The organism is Nocardioides pyridinolyticus, assembly GCF_054653575.1.
Map to the genome: position 1 here is coordinate 254,611 of NZ_BAAIFY010000002.1, position 19,108 is coordinate 273,718.

Genomic DNA, 19,108 nt, shown 5'->3' on the forward strand with positions numbered 1-19,108 from the left:
AGACTATCGGGAGGGGAGATGGTCCTTCGCCGCGCGCTTGGCGCGCCAGGTGAGGGCCGGCTTCCCCTCACGGTCGGTCGAGGCGATCATCAGGCCGCCCACGAGCGAGACGTTCTTGAAGAAGTGCAGCTTCTGCTGGGTGCGCTGGGCCGGGTCCTCGATCTCCCAGTAGCGGTGCCCGGCGGCCGTCGTCGGCACCAGCGACGCGGCGAGCACGGCGGCGGACAGGCGTGGGAGGCGGCCGGTGGCGAGCGCGAGCGCGGCGCCGATCTGGACGCCGGCGTTGAGCTTCACGAGCGTCTCGGGGTCCGAGGGCAGCGGGATGCCGGCCTTCTGGGCCAGCGGCACCAGCCGCGAGGTGACCGAGTCGGCCTTCTGCGCGGTGCCGGCGGAGTTCTTCAGGGCGGTGGTGGCGCCCACGACGAAGATCGAGGCGAGCATCGGGCGGGCGACCTTGCGGCTGAGGCTCATGACCCTTCTCTACCCACTCCGGCCGGAACGGTCACCTCGACCGGCGGGAGAGGGGCGCCGAGCACGCTGCCGGACACGCCCGCGTCGACGCCGCCCGGTCCGACGGAGAGGTCGACCTCGAGCTGCACCAGCGGGGTCGGCCCCGGAGAGGGCGGCTGCGTCGGCGGCGGCTCGGTCGGGGGAGGCTCGCCGGGCGGGGGCTCCGTGGCCGGCGGTGGCTCGTCGGGAGGAGGCGTCGCGGCCGGCCCGTCGGTCGGCTCGTCGGTCGGCACCACCGAGGAGTCGGCGGAGGAGCCGGTGAAGCGCGCGGGGGTCGTCGCCGTCGCGGTCGAGCGCCGCGAGGCATCGCCGCGTTCGATCGGCCCGCCCGGGAGCCGCGTCGGCTCGGCCTGCGCGGCCGGGACGTCCACGGCGGCGGGCAGGTCGGGCGCCGGCTGGTTGATCGCCACGAGCAGTCCGACCGCGACAGCTGACGCCGCTGCGCCTGCCACAGCCGCGGTCGGACCGTGCGAGAGGACCGCGTCGCGGGCGCGGTCCAGAAGGACGACGATGCCGCCGCCCGCGGCCGCGCCGCCGCCGGCCGCCGTGCCCAGGTACGCCGTCGCGGCGACGCCGAGCAGCAGCGGCGCGAGCACGGCGCCGAGCCGGGAGTTCACCTCGGTGAGCTCGAGGTAGATCGCCGCGCACCGGCGGCACTCCTCGAGGTGCTGCTCGACCTTGGCGCTGTCGCGGCGGGACAGCCCGCCGCGGACGTAGGCGCCGAGCGAGGCGCGGGTGGCCGCGCACGCGTCCTCGTCGACGTCCTGGGCGTGCATGGAGAGGTAGGCCTGGCGCAGTCCCTCGCGGGCGCGGTAGGCCAGCGCGGAGACGGAGTTGGCGCTCATGCCGAGCAGGGTCGCGACCTCGGCGGGCTTCTGGCCCTCGACCTCGGTGTGCCACAGCACCAGCTGCCAGCGCTCGGGCAGGGAGGCGAAGGCCCGCGCGGCGGCAGCGTTCTCGAAGCCCTCGACCGCGGTGTCGCGGAACGGCACCCCGGGGTCGAACGGCGTGAGGTCGTCGGTCGTGCGCAGCCGGGCCGTGGAGCGGATGCGGTCTACGTGCAGGCGGCGTACGGCGGTGAGCAGGTAGGCCCGGAACGCGAGGTCGGGCCCGCCGCCCCGCTGGAGGACGACGAGGACCTTCGCGAACGCCTCCGAGACCAGGTCGTCGGCCTCGCCCGCGGACACCAGCTGCCGGGCCAGGCGGCGGGCGGCCTCGACGTGGCGGCAGAACAGCTCGCCGTACGCGTCGGCGTCCCCGCCGCGGACGGCCGAGATCAGCTCGCCGTCACTCGGCGGGCCGTCGAGGGTCGCGAGGTGGCTGGCCACGGGGGTCCAACGAGAAAAATCCGAGAAGGTTCCGGAAAATCGCGTCATGGGTTCTCGCCTCACCCGTTCCATCGCCGGACAGAGCCGAAGTCGGGCAACAGCAGGGGGAGCCACCGTGGATTGGTTCGCGACGCGCAAGCGACGTGGCACCACGGTCGATCCCGAAGCAGGGCGGGAGCTGTCCTCGGAGCTCAGGGCGGCCTTGCCGCCGCGCTTCGAGGCGGTCGGGGAGGCCCTTGCTTCGGGTTCGGGGTCGGTCGTCGCGTGCGAGGTCACCGGGGGAGACCTCGCACGCGACGGCCACACGCTCGCCGAGGCGCTCGACGCGCTCGTCCTCACCGTGCGGCTGGTCCTCGGGACCGAGCCCGGCCATGCCGAGACCCGCGCCCTCGCCGTCGCCTGGAGCGACGCGACCCTCGGCTACCTGGGCGACCTCTCGTGCGACGACCCGCTCACCGGGCTCGCCACCCGGCCGCACCTGCGCAGCCGGATCTCCGAGATCTACCGCGCCCAGCACGTCGAGGCGCACGCGCTCGTCGTCGTCGCCGCGCCGCCGTGGCCCGACGACGCGATCACCCGGGCCATGTACGACGCCCGCCTCGGCGACACCGCCCGCACCGTCTTCGCCGGCCGCGAGACGATCGGCCACGTCGGCCCCGGTCGGGTCGTGGTCGTCGCCGACCGCGACGACCGGATCGGCCGCCGGGTCGGCCTGCTGCGCCGGATGCTCGACAGCACCGACGTCCAGCGCACCCGCGTCTGGATCGAGGGCCTGCCCGAGACCGACGAGGCCGCCGGGCGCCTGCTCGACGAGCTCACCCGCGTCTGAGCTCCAACTAGGCTGGCCGCCATGTGCGGCCGCTACGCCTCCAGTCGGCGTCCCGAGGACCTCGTCGAGGAGTTCGACATCGCCGACCTGCGCATCCCGGCGCCGCTCGAGGCCGACTACAACGTCGCGCCGACGAAGGAGGTCTACGCCGTCGTCGAGCGGCCGCCCTCCCGGGAGAGCGCCGAGCCGCCCGAGCGCCAGCTCCGGGTGCTGACGTGGGGACTGCTCCCGTCGTGGGCCAAGGACCCTTCGATCGGCAACCGGATGATCAACGCGCGCATGGAGACGGTCGCGGAGAAGCCTGCGTACAAGAAGGCCTTCGCGGTACGCCGGTGCCTGCTGCCCGCCGACGGCTACTTCGAGTGGTACCCGACCGAGGAGCACACGGCGGCGGGCAAGCCGCGGAAGCAGCCCTTCTTCATCCGCCCGAAGGACGGCGGGATCCTCGCGATGGCCGGCCTGTACGAGATCTGGCGCGACCCGAGCAAGCCCGAGGACGCCGAGGACCGGTTCCGCTGGACCTGCACGGTGATCACCACCCAGGCCGAGGACTCCGTCGGGTACATCCACGACCGGATGCCGCTGATGGTCGAGAAGGACCGCTGGTCGGAGTGGCTCGACCCGCGCACCGGCGGTGACACCGGCCTGCTCGTGCCCGCCGCCCCCGGCATGCTGGAGGCCTACCCGGTCTCCACGCTGGTGAGCAACGTCCGCAACAACGGGCCCGAGCTGGTGGAGCCGCTGCCGCTCGAGGGGGACCGATGACCGAGCGTCGGATCGACACGCCGCAGGGCGAGGCGCGGTTGGTGACCGCCCGGGCGCGCTCGCCGTACGCGACCCTGCTGCTGAGCCACGGCGCGGGCGTCGGGATCGACACCGCGGACCTCGAGGCGCTCGCGCACCACCTGCCCCGCAACGGCATCACGGTGGTCCGGCTCGAGCAGCCGTGGCGGGTGGCCGGCCGCAAGGTCGCCTCGCCGCCCCCCACGCTGGACCAGGGCCTGACCGCCGCGGCCGGCCACCTGCGCGGGACGGCGCCGCTGGTGGTGGGCGGTCGCTCCGCCGGGGCCCGCTCGGCGGCGCGCTGCGCGCAGGCCCTCGGCGCGGCCGGCTGCCTGGCCCTGGCGTTCCCGCTGCACCCGCCCGGCAAGCCGGAGAGGACGCGGCTGCACGAGCTCGAGGGCGCCGGCGTGCCGACCCTGGTGATCCAGGGCGAGAAGGACACGATGGGCCGGCCCGACGAGTTCCCGCCGGAGACCGACCTCGCGGTCGTCCCGGCCGCGGACCACTCGTTCAAGGTCGCGAAGAGCGCCCCGGTCTCCCAGGAGGAGGCGCTCGAGATCATCGTGGAGTCGACGCTGGAGTGGCTGGTGCGTGAGGTCACCGGGAATGAGCGACCGGCCTGACGTGTTCCTCGAACATGCTCGCCGTGCTCGAACGTCCCACCCCCGGGCTACTCTGGGAGACGATGACCGATCCCACTGAGACGACCCCGGAGGTCGTCGACCGCGAGACCGAGACGGACGCCGAGCGCTCCGCGCGCTTCGAGCGTGACGCGCTGCCGTTCCTCGACCAGCTCTACTCGGCCGCGATGCGGATGACCCGCAACCCCGCCGACGCCGAGGACCTCGTGCAGGAGACGTTCGCCAAGGCGTACTCCTCCTTCCACCAGTTCCGGCCGGGCACCAACCTGAAGGCCTGGCTGTACCGGATCCTCACCAACACCTTCATCAACAACTACCGCAAGAAGCAGCGTCAGCCGCAGCAGTCGATGTCCGAGGACGTCGAGGACTGGCAGCTGCACCGTGCCGAGTCGCACACCTCGTCCGGGCTCCGCTCGGCCGAGACCGAGGCGCTCGAGCACCTCCCCGACTCCCAGGTCAAGGACGCCCTCCAGCGACTGCCCGAGGAGTTCCGCCTGGCGGTGTACCTCGCCGACGTCGAGGGCTTCGCCTACAAGGAGATCGCCGAGGTCATGGACACTCCGATCGGCACCGTGATGTCCCGGTTGCACCGGGGCCGCCGCCAGCTGCGCGACATGCTCTCCGACTACGTGCGCGACAACGACCTGCTCAGCGTCGGTCGGGACGGGGGTGCGTCGTGAGCCACGACCACATCGTCGGTCCGGGGCAGGACCCCTCGCTCGCCGACTGCGCGGACTTCCTCGAGCGGATCGTCTACTTCCTCGACAACGAGCTCGACGAGGCCGACTGCTCCGCCGTCCGACTCCACCTCGACAGCTGCAACCCCTGCCTGGAGAAGTACGACCTCCAGCGCACGGTGAAGGCCGTGGTGGCCCGCTCCTGCTCCGAGGTCGCCCCCGACGAGCTCCGGCAGCGCGTGATGCTCCGCATCCGCCAGGTGCAGGTGGAGATCCGCACCGAGGGCTGACCTGGACCCGACAGGCCCCCAGCAGCAGAGAACCCCCGAGCATCGCTCGGGGGTTCATTGCATTTCGCGCTCAGGCGTTGGGGCGCTTGCCGTGGTTCGCGCCCTTCTTCTTGCGAGCGCGGCGCTTGCGGCCGGTCTTGCCCATGGTCTTCCTCCTGATCGGACGGTCCTGGCCCGGTCAGGGGCCAAGGGTCAGTCTCTCATCTCCCGTCGAGACACCCAAAACGGCCCCTTTTCATCCCCGCCAGGGGCCGTTGCTGGTGTCTCGACGCGAAACGGGCCGTCAGAGCCGGCTCAGGAACCGCTCGGCGTCGACGACCACGCGGGTGATCTCGCCGGTGCCCACGACCTTGCCGCCGACGTTGCGCGCCATCACCGAGAAGCGGTGCAGCCGGCCGTCGGCGTACGACGCCGTGGCGGTCACCTCCACCTGCTGGCCGACCGCGGAGGCGGCGACGTGCTCGAGCTCGACGCGGGTGCCGACGCTGGTCTCGCCGGGGGCGAGCGCGGAGCTGATCGCGGCGCAGGTGGCGGCCTCGCACCACGCCAGCAGGCGGGGCGTGCCGAGGACGGGCAGGCTGCCCGAGCCGACCGCCTCGGCGGTGTCGGTGTCGGTGGCCGTGAACGTCAGGGTGGCTTCCATGGCAGGCATCAGAGCTCAGACACCGAAGCTGTTCCGCGGGTAGGTCGCCTCGACGTCGGTGATCACGTTGACCAGGTAGGGCACGCCGGAGGCGAAGGCCCGGTCGATCGCCGGGCCGACCTGGCGCGGGTCGGTCACGGTCTCGCCCGCGCCGCCGAGGGCGCGGACCACCTCGTCGTACGCCGTGCGCGGAGCCAGGTCCGCGATCACGTCGTACCCGTAGAGCATCTGCATGGGGCCCTTCTCCAGCCCCCACGCGGAGTTGTTGCCCATGACCATCACCACCGGCAGGTCGTGCCGGACGAGCGTGTCGACGTCCATGAGCGAGAAGCCCGCGGCGCCGTCGCCGAGCAGCAGCACGACCTGCGAGGAGGGACGGGCCAGCCGGGCGGCGATCGCGGCGCCCAGCCCGGCGCCGAGGCAGCCGTAGGGGCCGGGGTCGAGCCAGCCACCGGGGCGCTTCGGCTCGACGAACTTGCCGGCGAAGCTGACGAAGTCGCCGCCGTCGCCGATGACGACCGCGTCGTCGGCCAGCCGGGGCACGAGCTCGCCGTAGATCCGCGCGGGATGGATCGGGTCGGCCTCGGCGCCGAGCAGCGCGGCGTCCCGCTCCACCGCGGCGGCCACGCCGGCCTGGAGGTCGGCGACCCAGGCGGACCAGTCGTGGTCCTTCAGGGCCGCGAGCAGCCCGTCGAAGACCGCGGAGAGGTCGCCGGAGACCGAGTCCGCGAGCTCGGCGTGCGCGGCGACCTGACCGGGGGAGTCGGCGACGTGCACGACGCGGGCGTCGCCGAAGACGCCGTACCCGAGCCGGAAGTCCAGCGGCGTGCCGACCACGACCACGAGGTCGGCACCCTTGAGCGCCTGGCTGCGCGCCTTGGTGACCAGCAGCGGGTGGCCGCCGGGCACGATGCCGCGGCCCATGCCGTTCGTGATCGCGGGTACGCCGGCCGCCTCGACGAACCGCAGGGCGGCCTCCTCCGCGTGGTCGGCCCACACATCGGTGCCGAGGATCAGCACCGGGCGGGAGGCGCCGGCCAGCAGCGCCGCGATCCGCTCGACGGCGTCGGTGTCGGGGTCGGCGCCCCGCGGCGCCGCGACGTCGGGCAGCGTGCCGGTGGCGGTGTTGAACAGCTCGTCCATCGGCACGTCGACGAAGACCGGGCCGCGGTGCGAGGAGCGCGCGGTCAGGAACGCCTCGTGCATGCCCTCGGCCACCTCGGCGGCGGTCGGGATCGTGCGCGCGAGCTTCGAGACCGGGGCGAAGATCGGCGGCTGGTCGAGCTCCTGGAGGGCGCCGGAGCCCCAACGGCTCTGCGGCGCGCGGCCGCCGAGGACCACCATCGGCGAGCCCGCGAACTGCGCCTGCGCGACCGCGCTGAGGCCGTTGGTGACCCCGGGGCCGGCGGTGAGCACGGCCAGCCCGGGGACCCGGGTCAGCTTGCCGGTCGCCTCCGCGGCGAAGGCCGCGGTCTGCTCGTGGCGCACGTCGAGCAGCCGGACCGGCCGGCCGGCCTCGGCGGCCTTCACGGCACCGTCGTACAACGGGAAGACGTGCGCGCCGGAGAGGGTGAACATGGTCTCGACGCCGTGCGCCTGGGCGACGGCCGTGGCGAGCTCGCCCGCATGGCCGCTGAGTTCGGAGGACATGGCCCAGAGGTTACTGGTCCGTAGCGGAGAGGAGCGCGGAGTTCGTGTGCTTGAGCGCGGCCACGACGACGAGCAGCAGGTCGGAGCGCACCTGGGGCGGGCGGGCGCCGAGCGAGAGCTGGAGGTAGAGCGCGCGCAGGAAGGCCTCGGCGTTGCCGCCGAGCAAGTAGGGGTCGCGGCCCTCGTAGGACCCGCGGGGGCGGGCGGCCGCGGCCAGGCGGGCGATCCAGGGCTCCAGCACGCCCAGCGGGACGACGTTGCGGCGCAGCACGTTCATGGTCGCGAAGGCGAGCCGGTCGGGCTCGCCGTTGCCGAACAGCCGGTCCACGGGCAGCAGCACGCGGTCGGCGATCACGTCGAGGATCACCGTGAGCTCGGGCTGGGCCAGGTGCGGGGAGCGCGCGAGCGTGGCCAGGCTGTCGGCGCCGTGGGCGACCGCGTGCGCCCAGCCCTTGCCCGGCACGAACGCGCGCAGGTCACGCTCGCGCAGCAGCCAGGCCGCCAGCCGGTCGCCCCACTCGAGGATCTTGCCGCCCGGGAGCAGCGAGCGCTGGTTGTCGCGGGCGATGCAGTCGCCGAGCACCAGCGCGGAGAAGCTGCGCCGGAACACCGTGTCGGTGCCCTGCTCGCCGAGCCCCACGCGCAGCCCGATCGCCATGCCGTCGCCCAGGCCGGCGAGCAGGTCGTCGTACACCCCGCGGTCGACCCAGGTGGTCAGCGTGGGGTAGGCCGTGCCGTCGCGGAGCGCGGGATCCGGGTCGCCGAGCATCCGGGTGAGCTCGGCGGTGAGGTCGTCCAGCGGGCGGTCCGTCGGTACCGCGAGACCGGTGGCGTGCACCTGCTTCCAGTACGACCCCGACATGCTGTCCATCCTCTCAAAGATGGTCCAGACGTCCACCCGGGGTCCTCCCCGCCGCGGAACCCTCCCCGCGGCCTACCCTTGCCCCCGTGCCGTCCCTCACCGACCTGGTGCGCAGCCACACCGACCTCGACGCCGACGACGTCGCGTGGCTCCAGCTGCTCCAGGCGGACTGGCAGATCATCGCCGACCTGTCCTTCGCCGACCTGGTGCTCTGGCTGCCGGACCGCGAGGGCAAGGGCTTCTGGGCTGCGGGGCAGATGCGGCCCACCACGGGGCCCACGGCGTACGTCGACGACGTGATCGGCACGTTCGTGCCGGTGGGCCGCCGGCCCCTGATCGACGCCGCCCACGCGCAGGGCCGGCTGGTGCGCGAGGGGGACCCGGAGTGGCGCGACGACGTGCCGGTCCGGGTCGAGACGATCCCCGTGCGCCGCGCCGGCCGGGTGATCGCGGTCGTCGCGCGCAACACCAACCTGCTCGGCGTCCGCACCCCGAGCCGCCTGGAGCTATCCTACCTCCAGACCGCGGCCGACCTGACCCAGATGATCGCCCACGGGCAGTTCCCGGCGGCCGGCCAGCGCAGCGACCACGCGGACAGCCCGCGGGTGGGCGACGGGTTCCTGCGCGTCGACGCCGCCGGCCGGGTCGCCTACGCCAGCCCGAACGCGCTCTCGGTCTTCCGCAGGCTCGGGCTCTCGGGCGACCTCAGCGGGCTGTCCCTGGCCGACGTCACCCGCGAGCTCGTGCCGCCGCGGCGCCGCCCGGACGAGGAGACCCTCAGCGCGGTGCTCGGTGGCCGGGCCCACCGCGACACCGAGATCGGCACCGACGGCGTCTCCCTGATCGTGCGGGCGATCCCGCTGCGGCCGCGGGGCGACCACATCGGCGCGCTGGTGCTGGTCCGCGACGTCACCGACCTGCGCCGCCGTGACCGCGAGCTGGTCACCAAGGACGCGACCATCCGGGAGATCCACCACCGGGTGAAGAACAACCTCCAGACGGTCGCCGCGCTGCTCCGGCTCCAGGCACGGCGGATGGACTCCGAGTCGGCGCGGCTCGCGCTCGAGGAGGCCGTACGCCGCGTGGGGTCGATCGCGATCGTCCACGAGATCCTCAGCCAGGCCGTCGAGGAGCAGGTCGACTTCGACGACGTGGTGGACCCGCTCGGGCGGATGGTCAGCGACGTCAGCGCGGTCGGCAGCCGGGTCCGCGTGCGGCGCGAGGGGTCGTTCGGCGTCCTGCCCTCGGAGTCGGCGACGGCGCTCGCGATGGTGCTGACCGAGCTGCTCCAGAACGCCGTCGAGCACGGCTACGACGCGGACGCGGCCGACGTCGCCGGCGAGATCGTGATCACCGCGCAGCGCCTGGTCGGGCGGCTGCACGTGACCGTCGAGGACGACGGCGGCGGGCTGCCCGAGGGGTTCGACCTGGACGGGTCGACGAACCTGGGGCTGTCCATCGTCCGCACGCTCGTGGAGTCCGAGCTCGGCGGTCAGCTCGAGCTGGGACCTCGGCCCGGAGGTGCGGGCACGCGCGCGGCGCTCGACGTGCCCCTCGAGTAGCCGCCTACGCGGTGCGGACGCGGGAGCGGGCAGTGCGACGCTTCAGCGCGCGGCGCTCGTCCTCGCTGAGGCCGCCCCAGACTCCATGGTCCTGGCCAGCCTCCAGCGCCCACGCAAGGCACTGCTCGCGCACCTCGCAGCGACGGCACACCTGCTTGGCCTCCTCGATCTGGAGGATGGCCGGACCGGTGTTGCCGATCGGGAAGAACAGTTCCGGGTCCTCGTCGAGGCACGCAGAACGGTGGCGCCAATCCATGGCTGGGGAATCCCTCTTTCCTGAAGCTCAGATGTACAGGTCCGGGGCCGGGCAAGACCTGCGATGACGCCCGTCACACGCGAGCGGGCGCGGCGCAGTGAACGCATTCACGAGCGCATGGTCAAGCCTGGCAACTGTTGGAGCGTTAAACAACCCCTCCGGATGGTTCGTTTCGTCACAGCGCGGGCCGCTTCTAGGCTCTTCCTGTGACGGTACGCCGCCCTGACAACCCCGCCCCCCTGGTCGTCGCCGCCTCGCTCGTGGCGGTCGAGGGCCTGCTGCTGCTCGGATACGCCGTGCTCGAGCTCGCCCACCTCTCCACCGACCGCGCCGCGGTCGCCGTGACGACCTCGATCTTCTTCGCGGCGTACGGCGGTCTCCTGCTCGGTGCGGCCTGGGCGATCACCCACGGGCACACGTGGGCCCGCAGCCCGATGGTGCTGGCCCAGCTGATCCAGCTCGGCGTGGCCTGGAGCTTCCGCGGCGGCGACACGACGTGGGTCGCGGTCACGCTGGCCGCGGTCGCGCTCGTCGTGCTGGTCGGCCTGCTGAACCCGGTCAGCATCGACGCGCTGGCCGACCCCGAGGACCGGGGTCCCCGCTAGCTCCCGAGGGTCAGGACTGCTCCTCGAGCGAGACGCGCAGCCGCTCCAGGGTGCGGTTGAGCAGCCGGGAGACGTGCATCTGGGAGACGCCGATCTCGTCGGCGATCTGCGACTGCGTCATGTTCTTGAAGAACCGCAGCAGCAGGATCTTCTTCTCCCGCGGCTCGAGCCGGTCGAGCAGGGGCTTGATCGACTCGCGGATCTCGACGTGCGCGAGGCCCTCGTCGTCGACGCCGATCGCGTCGAGCATGCTGGCGGCACCGCCCTCCTCGCCGTCGTCGCTGGCGTCGAGCGAGAGGGTGGAGTAGGCGTTGCTGGACTCGATGCCCTCGACGATCTCCTCGACGGTGCAGCCGATCGCGTGCGCGAGCTCGCGCGGGGTGGGGGAGCGGCCCAGCGACTGGGTCAGCTCGGCGGTCGCGGCGCCGATCTGCATGCGCAGCTCCTGCAGCCGCCGGGGCACCCGGATCGCCCAGCCCTTGTCGCGGAAGTAGCGCTTGATCTCGCCGATGATCGTCGGCGTCGCGTAGGTCGAGAACTCCACGCCGCGGTCGGAGTCGAAGCGATCCACGGACTTGATCAGGCCGATCGTGCCGACCTGGACGAGGTCCTCCAGCGGTTCGCCGCGGTTGCGGAACCGGCGGGCGCAGTGCTCGACCAGCGGCAGGTGGAGGTGCACGAGCGCGTCGCGCGCGGTCTCCCGCTCGGCCGTGGAGCTGTCCTCGTCGCGGAAGACCAGGAACAGCTCGGCACTGCGCTGCCGCGTGACCTCCACGCTCGTACGGCCGAATGCCTCCGGCTCGTCCCCCGGTGTCGAGCTCATCAGCTGCCGATCTCGGTCTGACCCGACTCCATGGTGAGCGTGATGCCGAACCTGCCGTCCTCGTCGTCGACCCGGGCGGACGTCGCCAGGGTGGTGAGGACCTGCCAGGCGAAGCTGTCGAGGTCGGGGGTCAGGGGCGCGTCGACGTCGACCGCGACGCTCACGGTCAGCTCGCCGGGCGCCATGAAGAAGCGGCAGGTGAGGTCGGAGCCGACCCCGGCCTCGGGCAGCACCATCGCGCTCGCCTCGCCGACCGCGATCCGCAGGTCCTCGATGTCGTCGATCGGGAAGTCGAGCCGGGCCGCGAGGCCGGCGGTCGTCGTACGCAGGACCGACGCGAACGCGCTGTCGGCCGGCAACCGCAGCTCGACGTCGGCGCGGCCTTCCGTGGTCGAGCCGGTGGTCGCGCCGATCGGTGCCATGTGTCGTCCCTCGGGGGCTTGGTCGGTGGGGGTGGTCCGCGGACCGTCTCCGCAATGTAGCGGGGGGAGCCGGCCCGTCGTGGACGTACCCGGGCTTTCGCCGGCGCTAACGGGTCGGCGGCGGCTCGGCGGCGGGGCAGGTCTGGGAAGGCCACGGCCCGCCCGGTGGAACCGGGCGGGCCGTGGAGGGGAGACGGAGAAGGCCGTCAGGCCTTCTGGCCCGAAGGCCTTCGCACGCTCAGGCCTTCGTCCGTACCGACCTCGCTTCGCTTCGGTCGGCGGGTCAGACGAAGAAGGCGTGACGGAGTCACGCCTTCTTCGTCTCCCAGAAGATCTCCGCGATCTCGTCGATCTTGGCGAGCAGCTCGTCGGCCTTGCCGGCGTCGAGCTCGCCCTTGGTCCCGGCGGCGCCGGCCAGCTTGGTGGCCTCGTTCACCAGGGTGTGCAGCTGCGGGTACTTCTCGAAGTGCGGGGGCTTGAAGTAGTCGGTCCACAGCACCCAGAGGTGGTGCTTCACGAGCTCCGAGCGCTGCTCCTTGATGAGGATCGCGCGGGTGCGGAAGTCCGGGTCGTCGTTGTCCGCGACCTTGGCGATGATGGCCTTGATCGACTCCGCCTCGATGCGGGCCTGCGCGGGGTCGTAGACGCCGCAGGGGAGGTCGCAGTGGGCGGAGACCTCGAGGGTGGGGGCGAACAGCTTCGCGAACATGCGGGTCCTCTCGTCTTCGGTTGTCTGTCCTAGGGAACAGGTCTATCGCTGCGACACTACTCCGCGTGTCGACGTGGGGCTTCGCCGTGGTCAGTGGTCGGTCGATGCTGCCCACGCTGCGCCCCGGCGACCGACTCGTCGTGACCCATCGGCGGGCGCCCCGGACGGGGGACGTGGTGGTGGCCCGGTTCGCGGACGGGACGGTCGCGGTGAAGCGAGCCGTCGAACGGCGTACGACGCGGTCGGGGGCGCCGGGATGGTGGCTACTGAGCGACAACCCCGACGAGGGCGTCGACTCGCGGCACCGCGGGCCGGTCGCCGACGCGGACGTGATCGCCGTCACTGTCGCCAGAATCTGGCCGCGGCCCCGCCGTCTCTGACCCTGTGCGAGACTGCTGAGCGGGAGAACCCCGAGGTCCACCGGCTCCGCGCTCCACCCTTCCGCGTCGAGCCTCGACCTCCGCATCTGTCTCGCACGTCCTGATGGAAAGACACCTCCAGCCATGTCTGCTCCCCATCCCCATGCCGGCGACCCGGTCTTCGACCTGCACGTCGGTGGGAAGATGGCGGTCCGCTCGACCGCTCCGCTCGCGAACAGCGACGACCTCTCCCTCGCCTACACGCCCGGCGTCGCCCGGGTGTGCGAGGCGATCGCCGGCGACCCGTCGCTGACCCAGCACTACACCTGGGTGCCGAACACCGTCGCGGTCGTCACCGACGGCACCGCCGTGCTCGGCCTCGGAGACATCGGCCCGGCCGCCGCCATGCCGGTGATGGAGGGCAAGGCCGTGCTGTTCAAGCAGTTCGGCGACGTCGACGGCGTCCCGATCTGCCTGGACACCACCGACGTCGAGGAGATCATCGAGACCGTCGCCCGGCTGGCGCCGAGCTTCGGCGGCATCAACCTCGAGGACATCTCCGCGCCCCGGTGCTTCGAGATCGAGGACCGGCTCAAGGCGATGCTCGACATCCCGGTCTTCCACGACGACCAGCACGGCACCGCCGTCGTCGCCCTGGCCGCGCTCTGGAACGCGCTGAAGCTCACCGGCCGCGACGCCGCCGCGACGCGGGTCGTGATCTCGGGCGCGGGTGCGGCCGGCGTGGCGATCGCCAAGATCCTGCTCGAGGCGGGCATCAAGGACCTCGCGGTCACCGACCGCAAGGGCGTCGTCCACTCGGGCCGCCACGACCTCACGCCGGTCAAGCGGGAGCTGGCCGAGATGACCGCCGACAAGACCGGCCGCACCGGCACCCTCGCCGACGCGCTGGCCGGGGCCGACGTCTACATGGGCGTCTCGGGCGGCACCGTGCCGGAGGAGGACGTCGCGCGGATGGCGCCCGACGCGATCATCTTCGCGATGGCCAACCCGACTCCCGAGGTGCACCCGGAGGTCGCGCACCGCCACGCCCGCGTGGTCGCGACGGGCCGGTCGGACTTCCCGAACCAGATCAACAACGTGCTGGCCTTCCCCGGCATCTTCCGGGGCGCGTTCGACGTGCACGCCACCGCGATCACCGAGGGCATGAAGCTCGCGGCCGCCCGGGCGCTCGCCGAGCTCGTCGGGGACGCCCTGTCGGAGGAGTACGTCATCCCCTCGCCGTTCGACCCGCGCGTCGGGCCGGCCGTCGCGCAGGCTGTGGCGAACGCCGCACGTCAGGACGGTGTGGCCCGCCGGTAGGCCACCGGTACGTTCGGGGACATGTTCGCCGTCTACGCAGGCAGCTTCTCCCAGGACGACCCGCTCTCCGCCCTCGAGGTGGGGGAGCGGCCCGACCCGGAGGTCCCCGCCGGGTGGACCACCGTGACGGTCAAGGCCGCCTCGCTCAACCACCACGACCTGTTCTCGCTGCGCGGGGTCGGGCTGCGCGAGGAGGCGCTGCCGATGATCCTCGGCTGTGACGCCGCGGGGTACGACGAGGACGGCAACGAGGTCGTGGTGCACGCGGTCATCAGCGACCCGTCGTGGAGCGGCGACGAGACCTTCGACCCGAAGCGGTCGCTGCTCTCGGAGCGCTACCAGGGCACGTTCGCCGACAAGGTCGCGGTGCCCCGCTCGAACGTGGTGCCCAAGCCCGCCTCGCTGTCCTTCGAGGAGGCCGCCTGCCTCCCGACGGCCTGGCTGACGGCGTACCGGATGCTGTTCACGCGCGGTGAGCTGCGCGCCGGCGAGACGGTCCTGGTCCAGGGGGCCGGCGGCGGCGTGGCGACCGCCGCGATCGTGCTGGGCAGGGCTGCCGGCCTGCGCGTGCTGGTCACCAGCCGCGACGAGGCCAAGCGGGCGCGAGCCCTGGAGCTGGGCGCGCACGAGGCCTTCGAGTCCGGTGCGCGGCTGCCGGTGAAGGTCGACGCGGTCATCGAGACCGTCGGCCGGGCCACGTGGTCGCACTCGATCCGCGCGCTGCGGCCCGGCGGCCGGATCATCACCTCGGGCACGACGTCGGGCCCGAACCTCGACGACGCCGAGCTCACCCGGATCTTCTTCCTCCAGCTCTCGGTCATCGGCTCGACGATGGGCACGCGCGGCGAGCTCGCCTCGCTGGTGTCCCTGCTCGACGCGACCGGTGCCCGGCCGCTGATCGACCGGGTGCTGCCGATGACCGACGCCCGCGACGGCTTCGCCGCGATGCTCGAGGGGGAGCAGTTCGGCAAGATCGTGTTCACCAGATGACCCACTCCTCCGTCCACCTGGTCACCGGCGCGGGTTCCGGGATCGGCGCAGTGCTGGCTCGCCGCCTGCTCGACCGCGGTGACTCCGTCGTGCTGGTGGCGCGCAGCGCGGAGCGGGCGGACGAGCTGCGGGCGGCGTACGACGGGGCGGCGGTGGTGGTCGCGGACCTGGCGCGGCCCGAGTCGGTCGAGTCGCTCGAGCTGCCGTCGTCGCTGGACTCGGTCGTCCACGCGGCCGGCGTCGTCGGGCTCGGCCCGGTGTCCTCACTGACCCTGGAGGACTGGGCCACTCAGCTGCACGTCAACCTGGTCGCGCCCGCCGCCCTGACCCGGGTCGCGCTGCCGGCCCTGCGCGCGGCCCGCGGCAGCGTGGTGTTCGTGAACTCCGGCGCCGGCCTCACCGCCCACCCGGGCTGGTCGGCGTACGCCGCGTCCAAGCACGGCCTGCGCGCGCTGGCCGACTCCCTGCGCCGGGAGGAGCCCGACCTGCGCGTGACCACCGTCTACCCGGGCCGCACCGCCACGCCCATGCAGGAGCAGGTGCACCGCCAGGAGGGCAAGGAGTACGACGCCGCCGACTGGATCCGCCCCGACACCGTCGCCGACGCGATCCTCCACGTCCTCGACCTTCCCCGCGACGCGACCATCCCCGACGTCACCGTCCGCCCGGCGGGGTAGGCACGCCCGTCTCTCGTCTCCCGTCTCGCGCAGCTGCCGATTCATCACGGTAGGTGGGTGAATCTGCGCCTCCCGCGGCGTACCCAGCGCGGGGAGCGTCGATCGACCTGCTGACCGTGATGAACCGACGACAGCGCTGGCCGCGCCGTCCGGGGATAGTCCCGGCCGAGATCGGGGTGTGGGAGCGCTCCCGACCCCGCGAACGTCAGGGACTACCCCAGCGTCACGGCTTCGAGCGCCAGTTCAGCGCCCCGACCAGCACCATGCGGAGCTGGATGCGGGCCTGCTCGACCAGCTCCTTCTCGACGTCCCGGCGGCCGGCGGCGCCGAGGATGGACTCGGCCGTGGAGACCATCGCGGTGACGATCAGGTTGGAGAGCACCCGGAGGTCCTCGCCCGACCACGTGTCGGTGCCGGGGAGCCGGGCCAGGTCGGTGGCGAGCTCGCGCTCGAACAGCTCGATCTGGTGCCGGATCTCGTCGCGCACGGCAGGCGGGCCGGCGGCGCGCTCGCGGGCGATGAACAGGAAGTAGGCGCGCTGCTCGTGGACGTGGTCCACCAGCACCGACACCGAGCGGTCGACGATGTCGGCCAGGGCCGGGTCGCCGCGGCGGATGTCGCGCATCATCTGGCGCAGCGACGCGAACGCCTCGTCGACCAGCGCCAGGCCGAGCGCCTCGATCGAGTCGAAGTGCCGGTAGAACGCGGTGGGCACGATGCCGACGTGCCGGGCCACCTGGCGCAGCGAGATCGCCGCGAGCGTGCTCTCGTCGGAGAGCTCCAGGGCGGCGTCGAGGATCGCGCGGCGGGTGCGCTCCTTGCGCTCCACCCGGGAGATCGGCTCGGCCATCCCCTCAGGCTACCGGTGCACGGGCGTGCTCCGGGGGGCGGCGCGTGGCGGGCGTCACCGCGCCTGGCCTTGACCATACCCACGGTATGCGGCCACGATATTGAGTGTACGAACGTTCACTGAATAGGAAGGAGCGGACATGAACCGGATCCTCCGGTCCCGGGCGGTCGTCGCCCTCACGTCGCCCCACGGCGTCGACCGCTACCTCGAGCAGCTGAACCCCATGTGGGCCGCGCACGAGGTGCGCGCCCGGGTCGTCGACGTCCATCGCGAGGTCGACGTGCCGGGCCACCCGCCCGTGGCCACCCTCACCCTCCAGCCCACCTCGACCTGGCGCGGCCACCGCGCCGGCCAGCACGTGCAGGTCGGCGTCGAGGTCGACGGCGCCCGGCGTACGACGCGGGTGTTCTCGGTCTCCAGCGCGGAGTCGCGCCCGGGCGACCGGTTCACGATCACCCTGCGCGCGAACCCGGACGCCCCCGACCAGCGCAGCGTGAGCCGCTACCTCGTCGAGCGCGCGAAGCCCGGCACGATGGTCCACCTGTCCCAGGCCGAGGGCGAGTTCGTCCTCCCGGACCGCGTCCCCGAGCACGTGCTGCTGATCAGCGGTGGCTCCGGCATCACCCCGGTGATGTCGATGCTGCGCAGCCTCCAGCGCCGCGCGCACCGCGGACGGATCACGTTCCTGCACTACGCGCAGAGCCCGGACCACCAGATCTTCGCGGACGAGCTTGACCAGATCCGGCGCGACGGCCACGGCACCGACGTGCACCTGCTGCACCCCGAGCTCGGCGACCCCAACCTGTCGCCGGCGTACCTCGAGCGCCTGGTGCCCGGCTACCGCGACGTCGCCACGTGGGCGTGCGGCCCGGCGCCGATGGTCGAGGCCGTGCAGGCGGCGTACGACGGGAGCGACGCGCTGCGCGTCGAGTACTTCCGTCCGCCGCGGGTCAGCACGGGGGCCGAGGGCGGCGAGGTGGTCTTCGAGCGGTCGGGCCGGACGGCCGTGAATGCGGGGACGCCGCTGCTGGAGCAGGCCGAGGCCGCCGGGCTGACCCCGGGGTTCGGCTGCCGGATGGGCATCTGCCTGTCCTGCACCACCCGCAAGACCGAAGGCACCGTGCGCAACGTGCTCACCGGTGTCGAGTCCTCGCTTCCCGGCGAGGACATCCAGATCTGTGTCAACGCCCCGGTCGGCGACTGCGTCGTCGACCTCTGAGGAGGAGACCCATGACCACCAAGCTCACTCCCGAGCAGCTCGACGCCCTGGGCGAGGAGCTCGACGCTCTCCGCCGCCGCATCCTCGACGACCTCGGCGAGGACGACGCGGCGTACATCCGCAAGGTCGTCAAGGCCCAGCGCACCTTCGAGGTCGCGGGCCGCGCGCTCTTCTACCTGCCCCCGGCCTGGCCGCTCGCGGTCGCGTCGCTGTCGATCTCCAAGATCCTCGACAACATGGAGATCGGCCACAACGTCATGCACGGGCAGTACGACTGGATGGGCGACCCCGCGCTCAGCTCGCGCATGTACGAGTGGGACAACGTCTGCCCGAGCGAGCAGTGGAAGTACAGCCACAACTACATCCACCACACCTACACGAACATTCACGGCTTGGATCGCGACATCGGGTACGGCATCCTCCGGATGGACGAGGACCAGCCGTGGCACCCGTACTACCTGGGCAACCCGCTGTACGCCTTCCTGCTCATGGTGTTCTTCGAGTGGGGCGTCGCGATGCACGACCTCGAGGTCGAGAACATCGTCGCGGGGCGCCGGAAGATGGAGGAGAACAAGGCCCTCCACGCCGGGATCATGCGCAAGGTCAAGCGCCAGGCGCTCAAGGACTACGTGCTATTCCCGGCGCTGACCGGCCCGCTGTTCCCGCTGACGCTCGCGGGCAACGCCACCGCGAACCTGGTCCGCAACGTCTGGGCCTTCAACATCATCTTCTGCGGTCACTTCCCGGCCGGCGTGGAGTCGTTTCGCCAGGAGGAGTGCGAGGACGAGAGCCGCGGGCACTGGTACTACCGCCAGGTGCTCGGCTCGGCCAACATCACGGGCGGCAGGCTGTTCCACGTGCTGACCGGCAACCTCTCGCACCAGATCGAGCACCACCTGTTCCCCGATCTGCCGGCCCGGCGCTACCCGGAGATCGCCGAGGAGGTGCGCGACATCTGCGAGCGCTACGGCCTGCCGTACAACACCGGCCCGCTGCGCAAGCAGCTCGGCAGCGTCGCCCGGAAGATCTGCCGCCTCGCGCTGCCGCCGCGCCGTCCGCGGGCTGAGGCGCCGGTTGTGGTGGAGCCGGTCGCCGCCTGAGGA

The 19,108-nt window shown here is 72.5% G+C and carries 24 protein-coding genes; 13 read left to right on the top strand and 11 right to left on the bottom strand.

Annotated elements, in window-relative coordinates; translation table 11 throughout:
* Window positions 1-3: 3 nt before the first annotated feature.
* Both ACYQ0U_RS03360 and ACYQ0U_RS03365 read right to left on the bottom strand, forming a co-directional pair.
* Entirely contained in the window at window positions 4-471 is a 468-nt protein-coding gene (locus tag ACYQ0U_RS03360; protein WP_459969388.1) for a DoxX family protein, read from the bottom strand.
* Window positions 468-1,838, bottom strand: a complete 1,371-nt coding sequence (locus tag ACYQ0U_RS03365; protein WP_459969390.1) for a sigma-70 family RNA polymerase sigma factor — start codon at window positions 1,836-1,838, stop codon at window positions 468-470. Before ACYQ0U_RS03365 ends, ACYQ0U_RS03360 begins: the two co-directional genes overlap by 4 nt.
* A gap of 115 nt (window positions 1,839-1,953) precedes the next feature.
* Here ACYQ0U_RS03365 and ACYQ0U_RS03370 point away from each other — a divergent pair, with 115 nt between their 5' ends.
* The 5 genes from ACYQ0U_RS03370 (at window position 1,954) to rsrA (ending at window position 5,058) form a co-directional block, all read left to right on the top strand.
* The gene (locus tag ACYQ0U_RS03370; protein WP_459969392.1) at window positions 1,954-2,667 is read left to right on the top strand and encodes a hypothetical protein; all 714 of its coding nucleotides are present in this window, start codon (window positions 1,954-1,956) and stop codon (window positions 2,665-2,667) included.
* A gap of 21 nt (window positions 2,668-2,688) precedes the next feature.
* Window positions 2,689-3,432 carry an SOS response-associated peptidase gene (locus ACYQ0U_RS03375; protein ID WP_459969394.1) on the top strand — a complete coding sequence of 248 codons (744 nt, stop codon included), beginning with the start codon at window positions 2,689-2,691 and terminating at the stop codon, window positions 3,430-3,432.
* Window positions 3,429-4,073: an alpha/beta hydrolase family protein gene (locus ACYQ0U_RS03380; protein WP_459969396.1), complete on the top strand. Its 645-nt coding sequence runs from the start codon at window positions 3,429-3,431 to the stop codon at window positions 4,071-4,073. Before ACYQ0U_RS03375 ends, ACYQ0U_RS03380 begins: the two co-directional genes overlap by 4 nt.
* Window positions 4,074-4,135: 62 nt before the next feature.
* On the top strand, window positions 4,136-4,771 hold the full coding sequence (locus ACYQ0U_RS03385) for a sigma-70 family RNA polymerase sigma factor (RefSeq protein ID WP_459969398.1): 636 nt from the start codon (window positions 4,136-4,138) through the stop codon (window positions 4,769-4,771).
* Window positions 4,768-5,058 (top strand): mycothiol system anti-sigma-R factor, encoded by a 291-nt coding sequence (gene rsrA, locus ACYQ0U_RS03390; RefSeq protein WP_459969400.1) that lies wholly within the window; start codon window positions 4,768-4,770, stop codon window positions 5,056-5,058. The genes ACYQ0U_RS03385 and rsrA overlap by 4 nt, the downstream gene beginning before the upstream one ends.
* Window positions 5,059-5,128: 70 nt before the next feature.
* Here the strand turns inward: rsrA and ACYQ0U_RS03395 are convergent, their stop codons facing one another.
* The 4 genes from ACYQ0U_RS03395 to ACYQ0U_RS03410 all read right to left on the bottom strand — a co-directional run bounded on the left by ACYQ0U_RS03395 (window position 5,129) and on the right by ACYQ0U_RS03410 (window position 8,213).
* Window positions 5,129-5,203, bottom strand: a complete 75-nt coding sequence (locus ACYQ0U_RS03395; protein WP_369759046.1) for a 50S ribosomal protein bL37 — start codon at window positions 5,201-5,203, stop codon at window positions 5,129-5,131.
* Window positions 5,204-5,341: 138 nt separating this feature from the next.
* Window positions 5,342-5,701, bottom strand: coding sequence for a thioesterase family protein (locus ACYQ0U_RS03400; RefSeq protein WP_459969402.1), 360 nt, complete (start codon window positions 5,699-5,701; stop codon window positions 5,342-5,344).
* A gap of 15 nt (window positions 5,702-5,716) precedes the next feature.
* Window positions 5,717-7,351 carry an acetolactate synthase gene (locus ACYQ0U_RS03405; protein WP_459969404.1) on the bottom strand — a complete coding sequence of 545 codons (1,635 nt, stop codon included), beginning with the start codon at window positions 7,349-7,351 and terminating at the stop codon, window positions 5,717-5,719.
* Between the two features lie 10 nt (window positions 7,352-7,361).
* The gene (locus tag ACYQ0U_RS03410) at window positions 7,362-8,213 is read right to left on the bottom strand and encodes a DUF2785 domain-containing protein (protein ID WP_459969406.1); all 852 of its coding nucleotides are present in this window, start codon (window positions 8,211-8,213) and stop codon (window positions 7,362-7,364) included.
* An 86-nt stretch (window positions 8,214-8,299) separates the two neighbouring features.
* Between ACYQ0U_RS03410 and ACYQ0U_RS03415 the strand changes: the two genes are divergently transcribed.
* Complete coding sequence (locus tag ACYQ0U_RS03415) at window positions 8,300-9,775, top strand: sensor histidine kinase (RefSeq protein WP_459969408.1); 1,476 nt, start codon at window positions 8,300-8,302, stop codon at window positions 9,773-9,775.
* 4 nt (window positions 9,776-9,779) lie between these two features.
* Here ACYQ0U_RS03415 and ACYQ0U_RS03420 read toward each other — a convergent pair whose 3' ends face one another.
* Window positions 9,780-10,031 carry a WhiB family transcriptional regulator gene (locus tag ACYQ0U_RS03420; protein ID WP_459969410.1) on the bottom strand — a complete coding sequence of 84 codons (252 nt, stop codon included), beginning with the start codon at window positions 10,029-10,031 and terminating at the stop codon, window positions 9,780-9,782.
* Between the two features lie 206 nt (window positions 10,032-10,237).
* Here ACYQ0U_RS03420 and ACYQ0U_RS03425 point away from each other — a divergent pair, with 206 nt between their 5' ends.
* Window positions 10,238-10,636 carry a hypothetical protein gene (locus tag ACYQ0U_RS03425; RefSeq protein ID WP_459969413.1) on the top strand — a complete coding sequence of 133 codons (399 nt, stop codon included), beginning with the start codon at window positions 10,238-10,240 and terminating at the stop codon, window positions 10,634-10,636.
* A 10-nt stretch (window positions 10,637-10,646) separates the two neighbouring features.
* Here the strand turns inward: ACYQ0U_RS03425 and ACYQ0U_RS03430 are convergent, their stop codons facing one another.
* The 3 genes from ACYQ0U_RS03430 to sodN all read right to left on the bottom strand — a co-directional run bounded on the left by ACYQ0U_RS03430 (window position 10,647) and on the right by sodN (window position 12,590).
* On the bottom strand, window positions 10,647-11,459 hold the full coding sequence (locus tag ACYQ0U_RS03430; protein WP_459969415.1) for an RNA polymerase sigma factor SigF: 813 nt from the start codon (window positions 11,457-11,459) through the stop codon (window positions 10,647-10,649).
* Complete coding sequence (locus ACYQ0U_RS03435) at window positions 11,459-11,881, bottom strand: ATP-binding protein (RefSeq protein ID WP_459969418.1); 423 nt, start codon at window positions 11,879-11,881, stop codon at window positions 11,459-11,461. Before ACYQ0U_RS03435 ends, ACYQ0U_RS03430 begins: the two co-directional genes overlap by 1 nt.
* Window positions 11,882-12,188: 307 nt before the next feature.
* Window positions 12,189-12,590 carry a superoxide dismutase, Ni gene (sodN, locus tag ACYQ0U_RS03440; RefSeq protein ID WP_459969421.1) on the bottom strand — a complete coding sequence of 134 codons (402 nt, stop codon included), beginning with the start codon at window positions 12,588-12,590 and terminating at the stop codon, window positions 12,189-12,191.
* A gap of 20 nt (window positions 12,591-12,610) precedes the next feature.
* Here sodN and ACYQ0U_RS03445 point away from each other — a divergent pair, with 20 nt between their 5' ends.
* The 4 genes from ACYQ0U_RS03445 to ACYQ0U_RS03460 all read left to right on the top strand — a co-directional run bounded on the left by ACYQ0U_RS03445 (window position 12,611) and on the right by ACYQ0U_RS03460 (window position 15,936).
* Window positions 12,611-12,970, top strand: a complete 360-nt coding sequence (locus ACYQ0U_RS03445; protein ID WP_459969423.1) for a S24/S26 family peptidase — start codon at window positions 12,611-12,613, stop codon at window positions 12,968-12,970.
* 123 nt (window positions 12,971-13,093) lie between these two features.
* Window positions 13,094-14,269: an NAD(P)-dependent malic enzyme gene (locus ACYQ0U_RS03450; RefSeq protein ID WP_459969426.1), complete on the top strand. Its 1,176-nt coding sequence runs from the start codon at window positions 13,094-13,096 to the stop codon at window positions 14,267-14,269.
* A gap of 21 nt (window positions 14,270-14,290) precedes the next feature.
* Window positions 14,291-15,259, top strand: coding sequence for a zinc-binding dehydrogenase (locus ACYQ0U_RS03455; RefSeq protein ID WP_459969428.1), 969 nt, complete (start codon window positions 14,291-14,293; stop codon window positions 15,257-15,259).
* Window positions 15,256-15,936: an SDR family oxidoreductase gene (locus ACYQ0U_RS03460; protein WP_459969430.1), complete on the top strand. Its 681-nt coding sequence runs from the start codon at window positions 15,256-15,258 to the stop codon at window positions 15,934-15,936. The genes ACYQ0U_RS03455 and ACYQ0U_RS03460 overlap by 4 nt, the downstream gene beginning before the upstream one ends.
* A gap of 223 nt (window positions 15,937-16,159) precedes the next feature.
* Here the strand turns inward: ACYQ0U_RS03460 and ACYQ0U_RS03465 are convergent, their stop codons facing one another.
* Entirely contained in the window at window positions 16,160-16,786 is a 627-nt protein-coding gene (locus ACYQ0U_RS03465; RefSeq protein ID WP_459969432.1) for a TetR family transcriptional regulator, read from the bottom strand.
* A gap of 139 nt (window positions 16,787-16,925) precedes the next feature.
* Between ACYQ0U_RS03465 and ACYQ0U_RS03470 the strand changes: the two genes are divergently transcribed.
* Together ACYQ0U_RS03470 and ACYQ0U_RS03475 are read left to right on the top strand one after the other, a co-directional pair.
* On the top strand, window positions 16,926-18,005 hold the full coding sequence (locus tag ACYQ0U_RS03470; RefSeq protein WP_459969434.1) for a ferredoxin reductase: 1,080 nt from the start codon (window positions 16,926-16,928) through the stop codon (window positions 18,003-18,005).
* Between the two features lie 11 nt (window positions 18,006-18,016).
* Window positions 18,017-19,105 (top strand): fatty acid desaturase family protein, encoded by a 1,089-nt coding sequence (locus tag ACYQ0U_RS03475; RefSeq protein WP_459969437.1) that lies wholly within the window; start codon window positions 18,017-18,019, stop codon window positions 19,103-19,105.
* The last annotated feature ends 3 nt before the right edge of the window (window positions 19,106-19,108 follow it).

Bases quoted from the DNA above. Each gene is read 5' to 3' on its own strand.
- ACYQ0U_RS03360 (WP_459969388.1), bottom strand. From the start codon at position 471: ATGAGCCTCAGCCGCAAGGTCGCCCGCCCGATGCTCGCCTCGATCTTC.
- ACYQ0U_RS03375 (WP_459969394.1), top strand. From the start codon at position 2,689: ATGTGCGGCCGCTACGCCTCCAGTCGGCGTCCCGAGGACCTCGTCGAG.
- ACYQ0U_RS03380 (WP_459969396.1), top strand. From the start codon at position 3,429: ATGACCGAGCGTCGGATCGACACGCCGCAGGGCGAGGCGCGGTTGGTG.
- ACYQ0U_RS03385 (WP_459969398.1), top strand. From the start codon at position 4,136: ATGACCGATCCCACTGAGACGACCCCGGAGGTCGTCGACCGCGAGACC.
- ACYQ0U_RS03400 (WP_459969402.1), bottom strand. From the start codon at position 5,701: ATGGAAGCCACCCTGACGTTCACGGCCACCGACACCGACACCGCCGAG.
- ACYQ0U_RS03405 (WP_459969404.1), bottom strand. From the start codon at position 7,351: ATGTCCTCCGAACTCAGCGGCCATGCGGGCGAGCTCGCCACGGCCGTC.
- ACYQ0U_RS03410 (WP_459969406.1), bottom strand. From the start codon at position 8,213: ATGTCGGGGTCGTACTGGAAGCAGGTGCACGCCACCGGTCTCGCGGTA.
- ACYQ0U_RS03420 (WP_459969410.1), bottom strand. From the start codon at position 10,031: ATGGATTGGCGCCACCGTTCTGCGTGCCTCGACGAGGACCCGGAACTG.
- ACYQ0U_RS03430 (WP_459969415.1), bottom strand. From the start codon at position 11,459: ATGAGCTCGACACCGGGGGACGAGCCGGAGGCATTCGGCCGTACGAGC.
- ACYQ0U_RS03435 (WP_459969418.1), bottom strand. From the start codon at position 11,881: ATGGCACCGATCGGCGCGACCACCGGCTCGACCACGGAAGGCCGCGCC.
- sodN (WP_459969421.1), bottom strand. From the start codon at position 12,590: ATGTTCGCGAAGCTGTTCGCCCCCACCCTCGAGGTCTCCGCCCACTGC.
- ACYQ0U_RS03450 (WP_459969426.1), top strand. From the start codon at position 13,094: ATGTCTGCTCCCCATCCCCATGCCGGCGACCCGGTCTTCGACCTGCAC.
- ACYQ0U_RS03455 (WP_459969428.1), top strand. From the start codon at position 14,291: ATGTTCGCCGTCTACGCAGGCAGCTTCTCCCAGGACGACCCGCTCTCC.
- ACYQ0U_RS03460 (WP_459969430.1), top strand. From the start codon at position 15,256: ATGACCCACTCCTCCGTCCACCTGGTCACCGGCGCGGGTTCCGGGATC.
- ACYQ0U_RS03465 (WP_459969432.1), bottom strand. From the start codon at position 16,786: ATGGCCGAGCCGATCTCCCGGGTGGAGCGCAAGGAGCGCACCCGCCGC.
- ACYQ0U_RS03470 (WP_459969434.1), top strand. From the start codon at position 16,926: ATGAACCGGATCCTCCGGTCCCGGGCGGTCGTCGCCCTCACGTCGCCC.
- ACYQ0U_RS03475 (WP_459969437.1), top strand. From the start codon at position 18,017: ATGACCACCAAGCTCACTCCCGAGCAGCTCGACGCCCTGGGCGAGGAG.